The following is a 17,976-nucleotide window of genomic DNA, read 5'->3' on the forward strand; positions in this document are numbered from 1 at the left end:
TCAAAGGGCGGCACGACCATTGCAGCAAGCGCAATGTCCGCACCGCCCCGTTGCAAGAACTGAAAGATCAGGGTTCCAGGCCGACGGCCTTCAGCGGATTGGGCCAGGCCTTGAGTGCCGCGTGCAGGGCCGGGTCCTCGGTGGTTGCCAACGCCTCGGTGTGGGCGCCGGTGATGACGTCAGCGATACGGACGGGTACGCCGGTGTTCGCCGAACGTACGGCGGCCTCGACCATGGCGATGCTGACGACGTTGGAGTGCACCTCGGACTGCGGAGTCGTCGAGCTGCGGACCGCGTCGACGAACTCGACCAGCGAACCGGCGATCTCCTCCGGGTCGTCGGCCATCGCCGCGGGCAGCGCCTCACCGGACGCCAGCTCGGCCACCGGAGCGTTGTCGCCGTCCCAGGTCGCCGTACCGCCGGGGGCGCTCGCCCGCCAACGGCCGTTCCACGACGTCTCCAGTCCCGCCGCACACCAGCTGCCGGCGAAGGTGAAGCGGGTGCCGTCGGCGTACGTGAAGATCGCGGACGCGGCCGCATTGCCGTCGAACCAGCTCCAGGACGGGTTGTACGAGTCGCAGTACACCGACACCGGCTCCGACCCGATCAGCTTGCGGGACAGGTCGAACTGGTGGATCGCCATGTCGACCAGGAGCGGCTCGGCCATCCGCTCCCGGAAGCCGCTGAAGTGCGGGGCCTTGTAGAACTCGCACGACAGCGTCCCGATCGGACCGAGCTCCGCGAGCTGACGCTCGAACGCCGCGATGGCCCGGAAGTACCGGCGGGACTGCGAGACCATCAGCAGCTTGCCGCTCACCTCCGACGCCGCGACCATCTGCAGACACTCGCGCACCGTCTCGGCCAACGGTTTCTCGCAGAGCACCGGAAGCCCACGCAGCAAGGCGTCCACGCTCACCGTCGGATGCGCCTGCGGAACCGTCACGTCGATGACCGCATCCGCTCGATCGGCCAGTTCGTCGAGCGAGGCGGCCACCGGTACGTCGCCGAATCCGTTCTCGTCGGCCGCGGTCCGGGCCACGTCGACGTCGAGGTCGACGAGCCCTGCGAGGACGACGTCCGGGTTCGCGGCGATGGTGCGCAGCCAGGCGCGTCCCATCCCGCCGGCTCCGACCTGGAGCAGTCGCAAGGGTTCAGGCATCGGCAGGCTCCTCGATGGGTCCGGTGTACCCATGTCCGTTGAAGAATTCGCCGGTCTCGTAGCGCAGCAGCGTCGGCACCGCGCGCTCGGGCCGGTCGGAACGGGCCCAGGCGACGCCGTTCGCAATGACCTTACGCACGTCCTTGTGGTGGTAAACCGGGAAGTCCTGATCGCCCGGCGAGAAGTAGAAGATCTTCCCGTGCCCGCGGCGGAACGTGCAGCCGGAGCGGAACACCTCGCCGCCGGAGAACGACGACACGAAGACCAGTTCGTCCGGGACCGGGATGTCGAAGTACTCGCCGTACATCTCCTGCTGCTCGATCACGATCGGGTGCGGGACGCCCTGCGCGATCGGGTGGGTCGGAGCGACCGTCCAGACCAGTTCGCGGTCCCGCTCACTGCGCCAGCGCAGGGTGCACGACGTACCCATCAGCTTGCCGAAGATCTTCGACCAGTGCCCGGAGTGCAGCACGACCAGGCCCATCCCGGACAGGACGTGCTGGTAGACGCGGTCGACCACCTTGTCCTCGACCTCGCCGTGCGCGGCATGGCCCCACCAGACCAGTACATCGGTTTCCGCCAGCACGTCCTCGGTCAGACCGTGCTCCGGCTCGTCGAGGGTCGTGGTGGTGACGGTGGCCTCGAGGTTCTCGCGGATCCCGGCGGCGATGGTCTCGTGCATGCCGTCGGGATAGATCTCCCGGACATGCGGTTCGACCTGCTCGTGCCGGTTCTCTCCCCAGACGAGTACGCGAATCGTCATAGTTTTTTCCTTGTGTTCAAAGGGTTATTTGACGGCTCCGCCGATGGCACCGGCGGCGATGTACTTCTGCGCGGCGATCAGCAGCACGATGGCCGGGACCGCCGAGAGGACCGCGGTGGCCATCACCGCGTTCCAGTTCTGCACCTGCGTGCCGAGGTACTGGTAGATCCCCAGCGTCACCGGCCGGACGCCGCCCTTCGTGGTCAGCGTCAGCGCGAACAGGAAATCGCTCCAGGAAAACAGGAAACTGAACAGCCCCGCGGTGATCAGCGAGTTCTTGCTGATCGGCAGCACGATCGCGACGAACGCCCGGAACAACCCGGCGCCGTCCACCCGCGCCGCCTCCACCAGCGACGGTGGCACCGAGAGCATGAACGACCGCAGGATCAGGATCGCGAACGGGATCGCGCTGCTGCAGTTGGCGACGATCAGCCCCGGGATCGAGTTCAGCAAGCCGATCCGCTCGTACGCCGTGTAGAGCGCGTTCGCGATCACGATCCCCGGAATCATCTGGGAGATCAGGATCGCCAGCAGCCCGACCGACACCCAGCGGGACCGGAACTGCGACAGCGCGTACGCGCACGGAGTCGCGATCGCCAGACTCAGCACCACGGTCCCGGCCGCGATGATCATGCTCGTGACGAGGTTTCCGCCCTGCTCGTCGAGAGCGCGTTTGTAGCCGGAAAACGTCGGATGCAACGGCAGGAAACCAGCCGTCAGGGTGTTTCCGGACGGCTGCAGCGAGGCGTTCAGCATCCAGTAGACCGGGAACAGCATCACGCACAGGATCAGTACGCCGATCACGGTGTACGTCGTACGTCGCAGCATGCCCTTCCCCCTACTCGTCCACGGCACGGCGGGTGCCGCGCAGGTAGAAGATCGCGAACACGAACGAGATCGCGATCAGGATGTTGCTGAGCGCCGCGCCCTGGCCGAACCGGAAGTCCACGAAGGACTTCTCGTACGACTGGGTCGCCAGCGTCTGCGTCGCATTGGCCGGTCCACCGCCGGTGAGGCCGAGGATGATGTCCAGGACCTTGATCGTGTAGACCACGCCGAGCATCAGCAGCACGCTCGCGACCGCCCGCAGGTTCGGCCAGGTGATGTACCAGAACGAGCGCCACCCGGTCGCGCCGTCCAGCTGGCCGGCCTCGTAGAGCTCGTCGGGGATCTCCGCGAGACCGGAGTACAGCAGGGTCACGTTGAACGGGATGCCGATCCAGATGTTGACGCCGATCACCGCGATCAGCGCGACCGACGGCGAGTTCAGCCACGGCACCGGGTCGTTGATCAGGTGCAGCCCCATCAGCGTGCGGTTGAGGATGCCGCTGTCCTGCTCGAGGATCGACCGCCAGGTCGCGCTGGACACGATCAGCGGCAGCAGCCACGGCAGCAGGAGCAGCGAACGCAGCAGACCGCTCAACGGGAACTTCTTGTGGAAGAACAACGCCAGTCCCAGCCCGATCGCGAACTGGAAGGCGATCGACCCGACGGTGAACAGCGCGGTGTTCACCATCGCGTCCGAGAACAGCTTGTCTGTCACGACCGTGCTGTAGTTCTTCAGCCCGACGAACGGCGCGACCCCGGTGAAGAACGTCTTCAGCCCGTAGTCCTGCAGGCTCATCAGCAGGTTCTTCACCACCGGGTAGCCGAACAGCGCCACCATCGCCACCACGGCCGGCAGGACGAACAGGACCTTGGTGAGGGTCTCACCCCGGTGGCGCCGGCCGCGCGACTTCGCACGGCCGGCCACCGTTGAACGTGTGAGTGTCACCATGCCGTCAGCCGCCGGAGGCCTGCTTGAAGGCGTCCTGGGCCGAGGCCTTACCGGTCAGCGCCAGCTGGATCGCCTGGTAGATCACCTTCGCGGCGTCCGGCCACTTGTCACCGAGCTTGCCGGTCCGGGCGCGGGCCGTCTTCACCTGCTCGGCGAACGCCTTCATCGACGGCACCTCCTTGGCGTACTGGTCGAGCAGCGCGGTCTTGGTCGGAAGGGTGAACCGGGCCTTCGCCCAGGCCAGCTCGTTCTCGTCCGAGTTCAGGCACTTCACGAAGTCGGCCGCCTTCTGCTGCTTGGCCTGGTCCTTGTTCAGCGGGACCGTCCAGGCCTCACCACCGAGCGGCGCGACCGGCGTCTGGTCCGGCTTGTTCAGCGGGAACGTGACCACGTCCCACTTGACGTTCGGAGTCTTCTCCAGCGCCGGGATCTGCCACGGGCCGTTCACCATCATCGCGGCCTTGCCGGCCGCGAACTGGTCCTTCGCGTCGCCCTGCGTCCAGTTGATGACGCTCTTCGACGCCGACCCCGACTTCACCAGATCCACCCACAACTGCAGGGCTTCCGCCACCTGCGGGCTGGTCAGATCGGTCTCGTCACCGCCGTTGGTCCACATCGCCGGCAGGAACTGCCACGAGCCTTCGTACGTCGCGTTGGCGTTGAACGCGATCCCGTACCGCCCGGGCTTGGTGAGCTTCTTCGCCGCGGCCTTCAGCTCGTCCCAGGTCTTCGGCGGCTGCACGCCGGCCTCGGCCAGCATGTCCTTGTTGTAGAACAGCGCGATCGTGTTGGTCACCGGCGCCAGGCCGTAGAGCTTGCCCTCGTACGACGTCGCGTCGACCATGCCCTGAATGACGCCGTCGCTGTTCAGACCCATGTCGTTCAAGGGCGCGAGCGCACCGGTCGCGGCGATCTGCTGTACGTCGGGGTTGTCGAGCATGAGCACGTCGGGCAACGTCTTCGACGAGGCCTGCTGCAGCACCTTCTGGATCAAGGTGTCACCAGGCACCGTCTCCCGCTGGATCGTGATGCCGAGCTTCGACGCACAGGAGTCAAGTCCCTTTTGCACAAGGGATTTGTCCGGGTCGTTGTTGTAGTAGTCCAGGATCGTGAGGCTCTTGACGCTGTCGCCGGACGTGGACGACTGGCCGCCGCCGTTGTCACCGCAGGCGACCAGCAGGAGCGACACCGTCGTCGCACCCGCCAGCGCGGCGGCGATCCGCTTGCTGATCATGACATCGGGCTCCTTCAAAGCGTTTAACCGATTGGCCAAAGGGCTGGAGATGAATCTTGTGGATTTGGCGGTAAACCGCTTAACTGAGGCGTTGAAGGACTATGTTCCGTACGTCACACCGCTGTCAAGAGTTCGGAGGGGGTCGATCGATGGTCACGATGAAAGACGTCGCTCAGCGGGCCGGGGTCTCGATCGCGACCGTCTCGTTCCTGCTGAACGACACCAAACCGGTGACGGCGGCGACCCGGGCGCGGATCGAGCAGGCGATGCTCGACCTCGGCTACCGCCGCAACATGGTCGCCCGCGCCCTGGCCAGCCGGCGGACCCACATCGTCGCGATGGCGTACCCGGCGCTCGATCACCGGTTCGGGATGTCGAGCTCGGAGTTCTTCACCAGCGCGGCCGAGGCGGCGCGCAAGGAGGACTACCACCTGGTCCTGTGGCCGGTCGGCAACGACGGCGTCGAGCTGCGGGAGCTGCTGGGGCAGGGCCTCGTGGACGGCGTCGTACTGATGGAAGTTCAGCTGGACGACCCGCGGGTCGCCGTACTGCGCGAGACCGGTACGCCGTTCGCGCTGATCGGACGTACGACGGAGCTCGACGGGTTGTCGCATGTGGACATCGACTTCGACACCACGGTCGAGGACGCGGTCCGGTACCTGTACGAGTACGGGCATCGCGAGCTGACGTTGATCTCGGGCGACCTGAGCGATCCGCGCTTCCACGCCTACGGTCCGTGGGTCCGTACCGAGGAGGCGTACCGCCGCGTCGCCGCGTCGTACGACCTGCCGATCAGGATCATCACCTGCCTCGACACAACCCAGTCCGGCAAGGCCGCCGCCGCTCGGGTGCTCACCGAGCACCCCGAGACCACGGCGATCCTGGTCCTCAACGAGTACGCCGCACTGGGCGTCGTCTCGGGCCTCAAGCACACCGGTCACGACATCCCCGGCGACATCTCCGTCCTCTCCTTGCTGACGGTCCCCGAGACCGCAGCGATGGCCGACCCCGAGCTCACCATGATGCGCACTCCCGGCCCGGAACTCGGCCAGCTCGGCACCCAGTCACTCATCCGGCAGATCGAAGGTGACGATCCGCTCCCGCCACAGCTCGTGCCCGCCAAGCTTTACCCCGGCGCTACGGTCGCAGGTCCCAGAGCGCCGCGATCAAAGGCCGGTGCAGGTCGGCGCGGCGCGCGCAAAGCCCGATCGTGAGCGGTTCCAGATCAGCCGGCAGCTCGACGAGCTGATCCCGTACGGCGGACGACTCGAGCACCAGCCGCGGTACGACGCCGGTCCCACAACCCAACGCCACCAAGGCAAGCAGCGCCTCGTGCCCATCCGGCTCAGCAGCAATCACCGGCTTCGTCCCCGTCTTCCGGAACCACCGAAACGCCGCATCCCGAACAAGCCCCCGAGCCGGCACCACGAACGGCCCGTCGGACGGGCTCTCAAGGGCTTTCACCAGGACTAGATCGGTGACTGCGACGGGGCGGCTCACCAAGGTTTGCGGGAGGCGCTTGGGAATGCCCGCGACCGCAGCGTCCACCTCGCCTTCGTCCAGCCGGGCGAGGGCAGCGGCCGCATCACCGGTACGGATATCGAGGCGAATCTGCGGATGTTCCGCACGCAGCGGAGCCAACAAATCCGGCAACAGAGTCTGGCAGGCGGTAACGGTCGCGAAGATCCGCAGTTCGCCAGTGAGACCGATCGGTTCCGCAGAGCCGGACCGATAGTCCGCCCACAGTTCCAGCGCCTGCTCGGCGTACGTCGTGAACCGCCGCCCCTCCGCGGTCAGCACCACGCCCCGCGGCCCACGATCGAGGAGCTGCGCCCCGACCCGCGTCTCCAACCGCTGGATCGTCCGCGTCAGCGTGGCCGCACTGACATGACACTCCAGACTGGTGCGCCCGTAGTTGAGCGTCCGCGCCAAATGCAGAAACAGCTCCAACTCACGATGCTCGGCACTCACTGGGGTCACCTCTCTGGTCTCGTACTTTTGGCCGGGCGGAAATGGTCTGCGGGTGGGTGTGCCCGACGAGTGGCCTCCCGAACACTGGTGGCGTCCACAGTGCCTTTCGGAGGGAACCATGAGACGCACAGCCCTGACGTTGACCGTTGCTTTTGCCTCGCTGGCAACCGCGCTGGTCCCGGGAGTCTCGCAGGTCGGCGCGGCAGCGTCGCAAGCGCAACCATCAGGCGGCATCCAATGGGACAAGTGCCCGGCGGAGATCTCCCCGCTGCCGATTCCGGAAGGTATGCAATGCGGCACGTTGAAGGTCCCGCTGGACTACCGCAGGCCTGACGGCCGGATGATCGACATCGCGGTCTCCCGGCTGGCGAGCAAGAAGCCGGAGGCGCGGCGCGGAGTGCTGCTGACCAACCCCGGCGGCCCGAGCCCCGGTCAGGGCTACCCGGCCTTTCTCGTCGCGGCCGGTCTGCCGCAGACTGTCCTGGACAGCTACGACGTGATCGGGTTCGATCCTCGCGGCATCGGCAAGAGCACGCCGGTCACGTGCAATCTCACACCGTCGCAGCAAGCGACCGGCAACATTCCGCCGTACGCGCGGAACGCCGCTGACGTGGCCAAGCGGGCCGTCGAGATGAAGCAGGTCGCCAAACAGTGCGCGACCTCGAAGACCTCCTGGATGCTGCCGCACGTCAGCACCGCCAACACGGCCCGTGACATGGACCGGATCCGTTCCGCGCTGGGCGAGTCGACGATCTCGTACGCCGGTGCTTCCTGGGGCACCCACCTCGGCGCGGTGTACACCACGCTGTTCCCGGAGCGCAGCGACCGGATCGTGCTCGACAGCAACCTGGGACCGGGCGGCTGGGACTATCCGAGTGAGCGGCTGTGGTCGCGTGGCGTCGAGGACCGTTTTCCGGACTTCGCCAAGTTCGCCGCGGCCAACCACCGCGAGTACGGGCTGGGCCGGACCTCGGCACAGGTCACCGCGAAGTTCCACGAACTGGCGGCGCGGCTGGAGAAGTCGCCGGTGCAGACGCCCGACGGCCCCTTCGACGCCGTGGCGTTCCGGCTGCTCAACTTCGGTCTGCTCTACGGCTCGGTGCAGCTGCCGATGCTGGCCGGCATCTGGAAAGCCCTGGACGCGAACCAGGCGCCGCCGCCACTACCCGGAGGCGGCGCGACGGAGGATCCGGAGAAGTTGATGTCCGGTCGCTACTACATGATCTGCAACGACTCGCGCTGGCCGACCTCGGTACAGACCTACCAGCGCAACGTCGCCACCGACCGGGTCCGGTATCCGCTGTTCGGCGCGGCAGGAGCCAACATCCAGCCTTGTGCGTTCTGGCCGGAGCCGGCGGAGCCGCCGGTCCGCATCACCGACCGAGGTCCGTCGAACGTGCTCCTGGTGCAGAACCTGCGCGACCCGGCCACACCGCTCGCCGGCGCCGAGAAGATGCTGGGGGCCTTCGGCAACCGTGCCACGATGGTAACGGCCGACCAGGGAGGCCACGGCGTCTACCCGATGGGCAGGAACCAGTGCGCGAAGCACGCGGTCACGACGTTCCTGACCACGGGCGAACGCCCGGACCGCAGCTACCACTGCTCGGCCGAAGCAGAACCTCGCTGACGCTGCTGATGACAGGAAGGACGACGACTCGGTGATCCTCACCACCAACAGACTGGTACGCCGCGGCCTGTTCATCACCGAAGTCGTCGTCCTGGTCGGCCTGAACGCCGACCACGCCGTACGACGTCTTCTCCTGGGTGGACCGCCGCCGGCGGGCGAGGTCCTGTACTTCTGCGTGGGTGCGACGATCGGCGCGCTCGCGCTGCTCCGGCGCCGCCTGCCCGGCCGGCTGGCACAGCTCTCGACGGCCGCGATCGCGCTCTCCCTGCTGTGCAGCCTCGCTGGTTTCCTCACGAAGCCGGGCGGGACGGTCGCCGGTGACGCCGAGACACTCGCGCTGATTCTTCTGGTCGGCGCGAGCTGCCACCAGCTGAGGCCGCGCCAAGCCGGTGCGATCGCGGTGTTCGGGGGCCTGACCGCCGTCCTCGCGCCCGTGCTGCGGTACGGCGACGACTCGGTCGGCCTCACGGTCGCGGTCTTCTGGGCCTTGCTGTGGGGCAGCGGCGTCGCAGTCGGTCTGATCCTGCGCGATGGCGAGGCCCGCCGCGAGGCCGCGCAGCTGGCCGCCCGGAACCGGGAGCGGATCGCCTTGGCCCAAGAGCTGCACGACCTGGTGGCGCACCACATCACGGGGGTTGTGGTGCGCACGCAGGCGGCGCAGGTGACGCTCGCCGACGGGTCGGAGCGGGAGTTGCTCCAAGAGATCGAGCGGGCCGGTGCCGATGCCCTCGGCGCCGTACGGCGGCTGGTAATGGTGCTGCGCAGTCCGGAGCAGCAGCTGCCACTGACGGCCGGGAATCTGGTGGAGACCATCGAGGCCATCGTCGACGGAGACGAGGCTGTCACCTTGCAGTTGGCCCCCGGGCTCGCGGACGTCGCGGTGGCTCCGGAGACAGTGTCGACGGTGCACCGCGTCCTGCTCGAATCCTTGACGAACGTGCGCAAGCACGCACCGGACGCGCGCCGAATCACGGTCACAGTGGAGCCGTCCGCCGAGACCGGCGGGCGATACCTGCGGGTCGAGGTGCGCAACGACGGGACTCGGCAGGGTCGAAGCCGCAACCGCAACGCCGACGGCTACGGACTGATCGGGATGGGTGAGCGGATCGACGCGCTGGACGGACGACTGACCGTCGGGGAGCACGGTGAGCACGAATGGCGGGTCCTCGCCGAGCTTCCCCTTCCCGGTGGCATCGGGGCCGCACAGCCACCGGAAGGGAGAACAGCACCATGACAGTGCGAGTCCTGCTCGCCGACGACCAGGCCATGGTCCGTACGGGATTCCGGCTGATCCTCGAACGGGAGCCTGATATCGAGGTGGCCGGAGAGGCCGAGGACGGGAAGCGTGCGGTGGCGCTGGCCCGGGAGCTGCGTCCTGACGTCACGCTGATGGACATCCGGATGCCGCTGATGGACGGCCTGGCCGCGACGCGGCTGCTGGCCGGTCCCGACGTCGCCGACCCACTACGGGTGCTCGTCGTGACGACGTTCGACCTCGACGAACTCGTTCACGAAGCACTCCGGTCAGGCGCCTGCGGATTCCTTCTGAAGGACGCCGGGCCGAGGCTGCTGGTGGAGGCGGTGCATGCCGCGGCCAACGGTGATTCGCTCGTTTCGCCGTCGATCACCACCCGGTTGCTGGCCCATTTCACCACCGCCGGCCGCCGCCCGCGCCGTCCCGAACCCGGGCTGACCGAACGCGAGCTGGCCGCCGTCAAGGCCGTCGCCCGCGGCCGCACCAACGCCGAGATCAGCGCGGAGCTGACGATCTCGCTGTCCACCGTCAAGTCGCATCTCGCCGCGGTTCAGCGCAAGATCGCCGCCCGCAACCGTACCGAGATCGCTGTCTGGGCCTGGGAATCCGGCCTCATGTCCCCGGCTCCGCGGTCGACCGGTCGAGGCGGATCGTCGGCTTCGGGACCTGGTACGTCGTGACCTCGCCGCCCTGCATGACCGTGAGGATCGCTTCACCGACGATCGTGCCGAGACCGTGGACGTCGACCGTGACGACACTCAACGGCGGATGCGCCAACCGGGCGACCGCCGTGTCGTCCCAGGCGATCACGGACAACTGCTCGGGGATGTGAACGCCGAGGTCCTTGGCCGCGGCGAGACCGCCGATCGCCATCAGGTCGTTGTCGTACACAACGGCCGTCGGGACCTGGCTGCCGGTCAGTAGCTGCCGGGTCGCCTCCCGGCCCGCGTCCTCGGAGTAGTCGCCTTCGACGACCCGGCCCTGCACGTCCTTCTCCGCGCACGTCTGCATGAACGCGTCGTCACGGGCCTGGCAGTGCAACATGTCCCGCGGACCGCTGACCCGAGCGATGTCGCGATGCCCGAGATTCGCGAGCGCTCGAACAGCCGCCCGAGCGCCCTCGGCGTTGTCGACGAGCACGTTGGTGATCGGCGCCTGCAGCTCCGGCCCGCCGAGCAGCACCGCCGGCACTCCCAGCCGCTCGAGCTCGGCGAGCCGCGGGTCCTTCGCCCGCAGGTCGACCATGACGATGCCGTCGACGTGGTCGTTCGCCACCCAGCGCTGCCAGATCGCGATCTCGTCGGCGATATCGGCCGCGAACTCGATCAGCAGACTCACCCGCCGCCCGTCGAAGACCTCCTCGATCCCCTGCACGACGTCGGCCATGAACGGCTCCATCCCGAGCAACCGCCCGGGACGCGCCAGCACCAGCCCGGCGATCCGCTCCCGCGTCACGTCCTGCATAGACTCCCCTCCAAGGCCACCGAAGCCACTATATTCACAGACCTAACAAACTCGACAGAGAGCGGATGTCCGATGCAGCAGGTCAGCGACGCGTCGCGATCGCCGGGTTACGACCCGGCACCGACGAACAGTCGTGCCCTCATTGTGGACAGCATCCGCTCCGCGGGCACGGTCAGCCGGGTGGAACTCACCCAGATCACCGGCCTCACCGCCCCTTCGGTCACCACGCTCGTCCGGCGGCTGATCGACGACGGGCTCGTCGACGAGGCCGGTCGCGGCTCGTCCACCGGCGGCAAGCCTCGCACGATGCTGCGGATCAGGGCAGCAGCCCGGTACGTCGTCGGCGTACATCTGAGCGCTGACAGCCTGACGTACGTGCTGGTCGACTACGCCGGGGCCGTCGTGGCCCGCTGGCGGCGCGCCGGGCCGGGCGACGACAGCGATCCGGAGCAGGTCGTGGAGCGGATCGCGGCGGAGACCATCGAGCTGATCGAGCGCTCGGGGATCGACTCGTCGCTCGTCCTCGGACTCGGCTTCGTGTGTCCCGGGCCGCTGATCCGCAACCGCGGCGTCACGTCCGCACCGCCTTCGATGACGCACTGGGTCGACTTCCCGATCCATCGCCGGCTGGAGGAACGGCTCGGCCTGCCGGCGCTGCTGGAGAACGACGCGACCGCGGCCGCCGCAGGCACGCGACTCACCACCAGCCATGACGTGTCGGTGATGGCCGCGCTGTTCATGAGCGAGGGCATCGGGTCCGGCCTGCGGCTGAACGGCAACGTCTACCAGGGCGCCCACGGCAACGCCGGAGAGGTCGGGCACATCTGCGTCCAGATCGGCGGTCCGCAGTGCTGGTGCGGGAGCACCGGCTGCCTGGAGGCGATCGCCGGTCCCGCCACGGTCGTCGCCAAGGCGCGCGCTGCGGGCCTCGATCTCGGATCACCACGGCGTACCGGCGTCGCGGCGTTCGCCGCCATCGCGCGACTGGCGCTGACCGGCGACTCCCGGGCCGAGGCGATCCTGCGGGACTCCGCGTCCTGGCTCGCGCTCGGCGCGCAGACGATCACCAACATGTACGACGTCCAGCTGCTGGTGCTGACCGGGCCGGCGTTCGCCGTCGCCGGGACGATCTACCTGCCGATCATCCAGGAGCGGATCCTGAGCTCCTCGTTCGGGCGCGCCGTGAACACCGAAGTGGTGCTCGACGAGCGCGGTCACGACGCCGCCGCGATCGGCGCGGCGCTGATGATGCTCCGCTCGGACCTCGCGATCTCCGCCTAGCAGCGGCCCTTCCTACGCTCCGCTGTCGAATCGTTACGTTTCTGACCCCTTGCGCCTTGTTTATTAGGCGAACTAAGTTACGGCCAGCTTCCCTGGCGGGTGCCGGGTGACGCGTTCGACGACCGCGTTGGAAAGGAATCGATCAATGCTCCGGAACCCGACGAACCGCCCACGGGTGCGGCGCCTGGTGAGCGCCGTCGCCGCCGCGACCGCCACCGCGCTCCTGCTCGCCGCCTGTGACGGTGCCGCGGCAGGCAACCAGACCGCCGCCAACAAGGACGCCTCGATCACCGTCGCCGCCGGTGACATCACCACCGAGAACTTCAACCCGTTCAGCAGCACCGCGCTGCAGCCGACGCTGGGCGTCATCTACGAGCCGCTGTACTGGTACAACTTCGCGAAGCAGTCGGACCCGACGCCGGTGCTCGCGTCGGGCTTCTCGTGGAACGCCGCCGGGACCGAGCTGACCATCAAGATCCGGCACGACGTGAAGTGGAACGACGGCCAGCCGTTCACCGCGAAGGATGTCGCTTTCACGTTCAACCTGGTCTCGAAGACGCCGGCGCTGAACCCGTCCGGCCTCGCCGCGACCGCGAAGGCCACGTCGGACGACACCGCCGTACTGACCTTCAAGTCGAAGTCCCTGATGCAGGAGCCGGCCGTGCTCGCCAACCAGGCGATCGTGCCCGAGCACATCTGGAAGGACATCAAGGACCCGACGACGGACCTCAACAAGAACCCGGTCGGCACCGGTCCGTTCAAGGTGAAGTCGTACACGCCGCAGAGCTTCGTGCTGACGAAGAACGACCAGTACTGGGAGGCGGGCAAGCCCACCATCAAGGAGGTGCGGTACCTCCCGGTGGCGTCCGCTGACGCCGCCAGCGCCGCCCTGGTCGCGGGCAAGGTCGATTGGGCCAGCGCCTACCTGCCCGGCATCGACAACATCATGAAGTCTGGCAAGAACCTGACCTACGTGAACACGCCCGTGATGACGACCGTCATCACGACCTGCTCCAACGCCGCCCTCGGGTGCGCCGGACCGCAGACCGACCCGGCCGTCCGCAAGGCGATCTACCTGGCGATGAACCGTGAACAGCTCGCGAAGCTGGCCGGCGGTGGCGTCGCGGGCGTCGGCTCGCCGACCATGCTGCTCCCGGGCCGCGACGACAACTGGATCGCGGACGCCGGTACGGCGAAGCTCCCGCAGAGCGCGAACGCCGACGAGGCCGGCAAGCTCCTCGACGCGGCCGGATGGACGAAGGGCAGTGACGGCGTACGGACGAAGGACGGCAAGCGGCTGTCGCTGACCGTTCAGACCGTCACCGGGTGGAGCGACTACATCCTGATCAACGACACCCTCAAGCAGCAGCTGGCCGTGGCCGGCATCGAGCTCAAGCCGAGCCAGGTGTCCTGGAACGAGTGGAACGCCGCCCAGACCAACGGCAAGTTCCAGCTGTCGCTCGACTCCGTCGGCCTCGGCGCATCCACGAACCCGTACTTCACCTACGACAGCAAGCTCGCCACGACGAACACCGCGGCGGTCGGCAAGTCCGCGTCCGCCGGCAACCAGTCCCGGTTCTCGAACCCGGCCGTGGACGCTGCCCTCAAGACGGCCGCCGGTACGACGGACCAGGCCGCGCAGAAGGCGGAGTACGCGAAGATCCAGTCGATCATCGCGGACCAGCTGCCCTACATCCCGGTCTACGTGAACTCGATGCTCACGGAGTTCAACACCTCACGGGCGACCGGCTGGCCGACCAAGGACGACATGTACGTCCTGCCCGCGGCCTGGAAGGCCTGGGACGCCGGCATCGTCCTCAAGACGATCAAGCCCGCCAGCTGAGCCCGGGCCGGCTGTGCGCTATCTGCTGCGGAAACTCGCCTTCTACGTGGTCGCACTCTGGGCGGCCCTGACGCTGAACTTCCTGGTTCCCCGGCTGATGCCGGGGAACCCGGTCGACCTGATGCTGTCCAAGCTCGCGACCAAGGGACCGGTCACGCCGACCACCCGGGCCGCGATCGAGGCACTGCTCGGCACCGACACTCACTCGTCGCTGTGGAGCCAGTACTGGACCTACCTGCACCACCTGGTCACCGGCGACCTGGGGACGTCGATCGCGTACTTCCCGGCGCCGGTGTCCCAGGTCATCGGCCAGACCCTGCCCTGGACCGTCGGCCTGATCGGTCTCGCGACGCTGATCTCGTTCGCGATCGGAATCCTGCTGGGACGCGCCGCCGGCTGGCGGCGCGGTTCCTGGGTCGACAACCTGATCCCGGTCACCACGATGCTGCAGTCGGTGCCGTACTTCTGGCTCGCACTGCTGCTGCTCTTCCTGCTCGGCAGCACCTGGCCGGTCTTCCCACTGAGCGGCGGGTACGACGTGTACTCCGTGACACCGGGCTGGAGCCTGCCGTTCGCGCAGTCCGTGCTGTACCACGGAGCCCTGCCGGCGTTGACGATCGTCATCTCGTCGGTCGGCGGCTGGATGCTCGGGATGCGCAACATGATGGTCTCGACGATGTCCGAGGACTTCGTCGTGACCGCCGAGGCGAAAGGCCTGACCCCACAGCGGATCCGGTCCCGGTACGTCGCCCGGAACGCGGTCCTGCCGTCCATCTCCGGGTTCGCGATCTCGCTCGGCTTCGTGGTCGCCGGGTCGATCGTCACCGAGGCGGTGTTCTCGTACCCGGGGATCGGCTCGGCGCTATTGCTTGCCGTCGGCAACAACGACTACGCGCTGATGCAGGGCGTCTTCCTGATCATCACGCTCGCCGTCCTCGGCGCGAACCTGCTCGTCGACCTCCTGTACGGCGTCATCGACCCCCGCACGCGTGCGCGGTCCTAGGAAGGGGTGAACATGACAGCAACCACTGAAGGCGCAGTCGCCGTGGCGGCGCCGATCCGCCGCCGTACCTTGCCGCCGATGACCGTCAAGCTGGCCGTCGGTCTGGGCATCGCCGGCCTGATCATCCTGTTCGGGGTGCTCGGTCCGCTGCTGGTCGGCAACCCGTCGACCGTCCGGGACGTCGGCCTGACCGGACCCGGGAACGGTTTCCTCCTCGGCACCACACAGAGCGGTCAGGACGTGTTCGCCCAGCTCGCGTACGCGACCCGCGGCTCGCTGATCATCGGCGTCGTGGTCGGTGCGATCACGCTGCTGCTGTCGTCGTTCTTCGGCATCGTCGGCGCGTTCGTCGGCGGCTGGACCGACGAGGCGTTCTCGCTGTTCACCAACATCATGCTGGTGATTCCCGGGCTGCCGCTGGTGATCGTGATCTCCAGCTACGTACCGAACAAGTCGATCTGGCTGGTGGCCGCGGTCCTCGCGATCACCAGCTGGGCCGGATCCGCGCGCGTCCTGCGCGGGTTCACGCTCAGCGTGCGCAGCCGCGACTACGTGCTCGCGGCCCGGATCAGCGGCGAGAAACGCTGGCGGATCCTGCTCGTCGAGATCCTGCCGAACCTGATCCCGCTGCTCGCGTCGCAGGTGGTGTTCGCGGTGATCTTCGCGATCCTCGGCGAGGCCGGTCTGTCGTTCCTCGGGCTCGGCGCGTCCGGATCGTTCACCTGGGGCACGATGCTCTTCTACGCACAGAACGGGCTCGCGCTCCGGCTCGGCGCCTGGTGGTGGTTCGCGCCGCCCGGCCTGGCGATCGCGCTCTTCGGCGCGGCGCTGTCGCTGATCAACTTCTCGATCGACGAGATCATCAACCCGAAGCTGCGCTCGCAGACACGCGCCGAACGCAACAAGTGGAGCGTGAAGGCATGAGTGTCTTGAGTATCGAGAACCTGAGTATCGACTACCGCGCCGAGACGACCGTGCACGCCGTACGCGAGGTCTCACTCACGCTGGAACGCGGCGAGATCCTCGGGCTCGCGGGTGAGAGCGGCTGCGGGAAGTCGACGCTGGCGTACGCGATCACCCGCCTGCTCAAGCCGCCGGCGACGATCACCGGCGGGCGGGTCGTGTTCTCGTCCCGCGAGGGGTACGACATCGACCTGTCGAGCCTGGCCGGCGACGACCTGCGCGCGTTCCGGTGGGACAAGATCGCGATGGTCTTCCAGGGCGCGATGAACTCACTCAATCCGGTACTGCGGATCTCCGAACAGCTCGAAGACGTGTTCATCACGCATCGGCCCGAGCTGAGCAAGGCAGAGCGGCGCATCCGCTGCGGTGAGCTGCTCGAACTGGTCGGCGTCGACCGGAACCGGCTTCGCGCCTATCCGCACGAGCTGTCCGGCGGGATGCGGCAGCGCGTGATGATCGCGATGGCGCTGGCGCTCGATCCGCAGGTGCTGATCATGGACGAGCCGACCACCGCGCTCGACGTGGTCGTGCAGCGGGAGATCCTCCGGGAGATCACGCGGCTGCGGTCGGAGCTGGGGTTCGCGGTCATCTTCATCACCCACGATCTGCCGCTGCTGCTCGAGATCAGCGACCGGATCGCGGTGATGCGGGCCGGGCTGATCGTCGAACTGGACGATGCACTGACGCTCTACTCGAAGCCCAAACACCCGTACACGAAGCGATTGCTGTCGTCGTTCCCCAGCCTGACCGGTGAGCGCGGCGGCTTCGTACGGACCGGCGAGCTGACCGATGACATCGCGTTGGACGAGACAGATCAGACCGTGGAGGCCGGATGAGCGTGCTGGAGATGCGCGATGTGGTCAAGGAGTACCGGCTGCGCAACGGTCTGCGGACGACGCGGCTGCGCGCCGTCGACAAGGTGAGCTTCGAGCTGACGCCGGGCCGGACGATCGCGCTGGTCGGACAGTCCGGTTCGGGCAAGTCGACGATCGCCAAGTTGCTGATGCAGCTCGAACGGCCGACCTCCGGATCGATCCTGGTGGACGGCGAGCCGATGCGGTACCACGGTGCGCCTGCCGCGGCGTACCGGAAAGCCGTGCAGATGGTGTTCCAGGACCCGTTCGCGTCGCTGAACCCGTACCACTCGATCAGCCATCACCTGGAGCGGCCCGTGAAGCTCCACCACCCGGACTTCACCCGCGAGCAGGTCGGCGAGCGGGTGCTCGAACTGCTCCGCCGGGTCCGGCTGGACGAGGACTTCGCGCACCGGAAGCCGCACGAGTTGTCCGGCGGTCAGCGGCAACGCGTCGCGATCGCCCGGGCGCTCGCCCCCGAACCGGCGATCCTCGTCGCGGACGAGCCGGTGTCGATGCTCGACGTGTCGATCCGGCTCGGCGTCCTCAACCTGCTCGCGACCCTGCAGCGCGAGGAGAACCTCGGGGTCCTCTACATCACCCACGATCTCGCGACCGCCCGCCACTTCAGCGACGAGATCATGGTGCTGTACGACGGTGTTGTGGTCGAACGCGGTCCGGCGGACGACGTGATCCTGAACCCGCAGCACGAGTACACCCAGCTCCTCGCCGAAGCCGCCCCGGCACCGGAACGCCGCCTGGCCGAACTACGCCCGTAAAAC

17 protein-coding genes are annotated in these 17,976 nt (G+C 67.7%); 10 read left to right on the forward strand and 7 right to left on the reverse strand.

The genetic code is table 11. The features are described from left to right. Positions 1 to 67: 67 nt before the first annotated feature. From OHB24_RS05330 to OHB24_RS05350, 5 genes are read right to left on the reverse strand one after another with little or no spacing between them, the layout of a single operon-like run. Entirely contained in the window at positions 68 to 1,159 is a 1,092-nt protein-coding gene (locus tag OHB24_RS05330) for a Gfo/Idh/MocA family protein (protein WP_327637828.1), read from the reverse strand. After that, positions 1,152 to 1,922, reverse strand: coding sequence for a ThuA domain-containing protein (locus OHB24_RS05335; protein WP_327637829.1), 771 nt, complete (start codon positions 1,920 to 1,922; stop codon positions 1,152 to 1,154). The genes OHB24_RS05330 and OHB24_RS05335 overlap by 8 nt, the downstream gene beginning before the upstream one ends. A 24-nt stretch (positions 1,923 to 1,946) precedes the next feature. Then, the gene (locus tag OHB24_RS05340; RefSeq protein ID WP_131465769.1) at positions 1,947 to 2,750 is read right to left on the reverse strand and encodes a carbohydrate ABC transporter permease; all 804 of its coding nucleotides are present in this window, start codon (positions 2,748 to 2,750) and stop codon (positions 1,947 to 1,949) included. A gap of 10 nt (positions 2,751 to 2,760) precedes the next feature. Then, entirely contained in the window at positions 2,761 to 3,675 is a 915-nt protein-coding gene (locus OHB24_RS05345) for a carbohydrate ABC transporter permease (protein WP_327637830.1), read from the reverse strand. A gap of 28 nt (positions 3,676 to 3,703) precedes the next feature. Further along, on the reverse strand, positions 3,704 to 4,933 hold the full coding sequence (locus OHB24_RS05350) for a sugar ABC transporter substrate-binding protein (RefSeq protein WP_327637831.1): 1,230 nt from the start codon (positions 4,931 to 4,933) through the stop codon (positions 3,704 to 3,706). 149 nt (positions 4,934 to 5,082) lie between these two features. Here OHB24_RS05350 and OHB24_RS05355 point away from each other — a divergent pair, with 149 nt between their 5' ends. Beyond that, positions 5,083 to 6,147 carry a LacI family DNA-binding transcriptional regulator gene (locus tag OHB24_RS05355; protein WP_327637832.1) on the forward strand — a complete coding sequence of 355 codons (1,065 nt, stop codon included), beginning with the start codon at positions 5,083 to 5,085 and terminating at the stop codon, positions 6,145 to 6,147. Here OHB24_RS05355 and ilvY read toward each other — a convergent pair. Further along, positions 6,071 to 6,904: an HTH-type transcriptional activator IlvY gene (gene ilvY, locus OHB24_RS05360; RefSeq protein ID WP_327637833.1), complete on the reverse strand. Its 834-nt coding sequence runs from the start codon at positions 6,902 to 6,904 to the stop codon at positions 6,071 to 6,073. The two genes, OHB24_RS05355 and ilvY, sit on opposite strands and share 77 nt — an antisense overlap. Before the next feature lie 118 nt (positions 6,905 to 7,022). Here ilvY and OHB24_RS05365 point away from each other — a divergent pair, with 118 nt between their 5' ends. The 3 genes from OHB24_RS05365 to OHB24_RS05375 are packed head-to-tail and all read left to right on the forward strand — an operon-like array spanning position 7,023 to position 10,466. Next, a complete protein-coding gene (locus tag OHB24_RS05365) occupies positions 7,023 to 8,531 on the forward strand; it encodes an alpha/beta hydrolase (protein ID WP_327637834.1) in 1,509 nt (502 codons plus the stop codon). Positions 8,532 to 8,562: 31 nt separating this feature from the next. Continuing rightward, positions 8,563 to 9,765 (forward strand): sensor histidine kinase, encoded by a 1,203-nt coding sequence (locus OHB24_RS05370; RefSeq protein ID WP_327637835.1) that lies wholly within the window; start codon positions 8,563 to 8,565, stop codon positions 9,763 to 9,765. Then, positions 9,762 to 10,466 carry a response regulator transcription factor gene (locus OHB24_RS05375; protein ID WP_327637836.1) on the forward strand — a complete coding sequence of 235 codons (705 nt, stop codon included), beginning with the start codon at positions 9,762 to 9,764 and terminating at the stop codon, positions 10,464 to 10,466. The genes OHB24_RS05370 and OHB24_RS05375 overlap by 4 nt, the downstream gene beginning before the upstream one ends. Here the strand turns inward: OHB24_RS05375 and OHB24_RS05380 are convergent. Next, a complete protein-coding gene (locus OHB24_RS05380) occupies positions 10,399 to 11,250 on the reverse strand; it encodes a LacI family DNA-binding transcriptional regulator (protein WP_327637837.1) in 852 nt (283 codons plus the stop codon). The genes OHB24_RS05375 and OHB24_RS05380 overlap by 68 nt on opposite strands. 72 nt (positions 11,251 to 11,322) lie before the next feature. Here OHB24_RS05380 and OHB24_RS05385 point away from each other — a divergent pair, with 72 nt between their 5' ends. The 6 genes from OHB24_RS05385 (at position 11,323) to OHB24_RS05410 (ending at position 17,973) form a co-directional block, all read left to right on the forward strand. Beyond that, complete coding sequence (locus OHB24_RS05385; protein WP_327637838.1) at positions 11,323 to 12,531, forward strand: ROK family transcriptional regulator; 1,209 nt, start codon at positions 11,323 to 11,325, stop codon at positions 12,529 to 12,531. Between the two features lie 145 nt (positions 12,532 to 12,676). Beyond that, positions 12,677 to 14,374, forward strand: coding sequence for an ABC transporter substrate-binding protein (locus tag OHB24_RS05390; RefSeq protein WP_327637839.1), 1,698 nt, complete (start codon positions 12,677 to 12,679; stop codon positions 14,372 to 14,374). Between the two features lie 13 nt (positions 14,375 to 14,387). After that, positions 14,388 to 15,377: an ABC transporter permease gene (locus OHB24_RS05395; protein WP_327637840.1), complete on the forward strand. Its 990-nt coding sequence runs from the start codon at positions 14,388 to 14,390 to the stop codon at positions 15,375 to 15,377. Positions 15,378 to 15,389: 12 nt separating this feature from the next. Continuing rightward, entirely contained in the window at positions 15,390 to 16,301 is a 912-nt protein-coding gene (locus OHB24_RS05400) for an ABC transporter permease (RefSeq protein ID WP_327637841.1), read from the forward strand. Further along, the gene (locus OHB24_RS05405) at positions 16,298 to 17,176 is read left to right on the forward strand and encodes an ABC transporter ATP-binding protein (protein WP_327637842.1); all 879 of its coding nucleotides are present in this window, start codon (positions 16,298 to 16,300) and stop codon (positions 17,174 to 17,176) included. The genes OHB24_RS05400 and OHB24_RS05405 overlap by 4 nt, the downstream gene beginning before the upstream one ends. Next, the gene (locus tag OHB24_RS05410) at positions 17,173 to 17,973 is read left to right on the forward strand and encodes an ABC transporter ATP-binding protein (protein ID WP_327637843.1); all 801 of its coding nucleotides are present in this window, start codon (positions 17,173 to 17,175) and stop codon (positions 17,971 to 17,973) included. The genes OHB24_RS05405 and OHB24_RS05410 overlap by 4 nt, the downstream gene beginning before the upstream one ends. Positions 17,974 to 17,976 lie beyond the last annotated feature (3 nt).

The organism is Kribbella sp. NBC_00482 (genome assembly GCF_036013725.1).
GTDB lineage: Bacteria > Actinomycetota > Actinomycetes > Propionibacteriales > Kribbellaceae > Kribbella.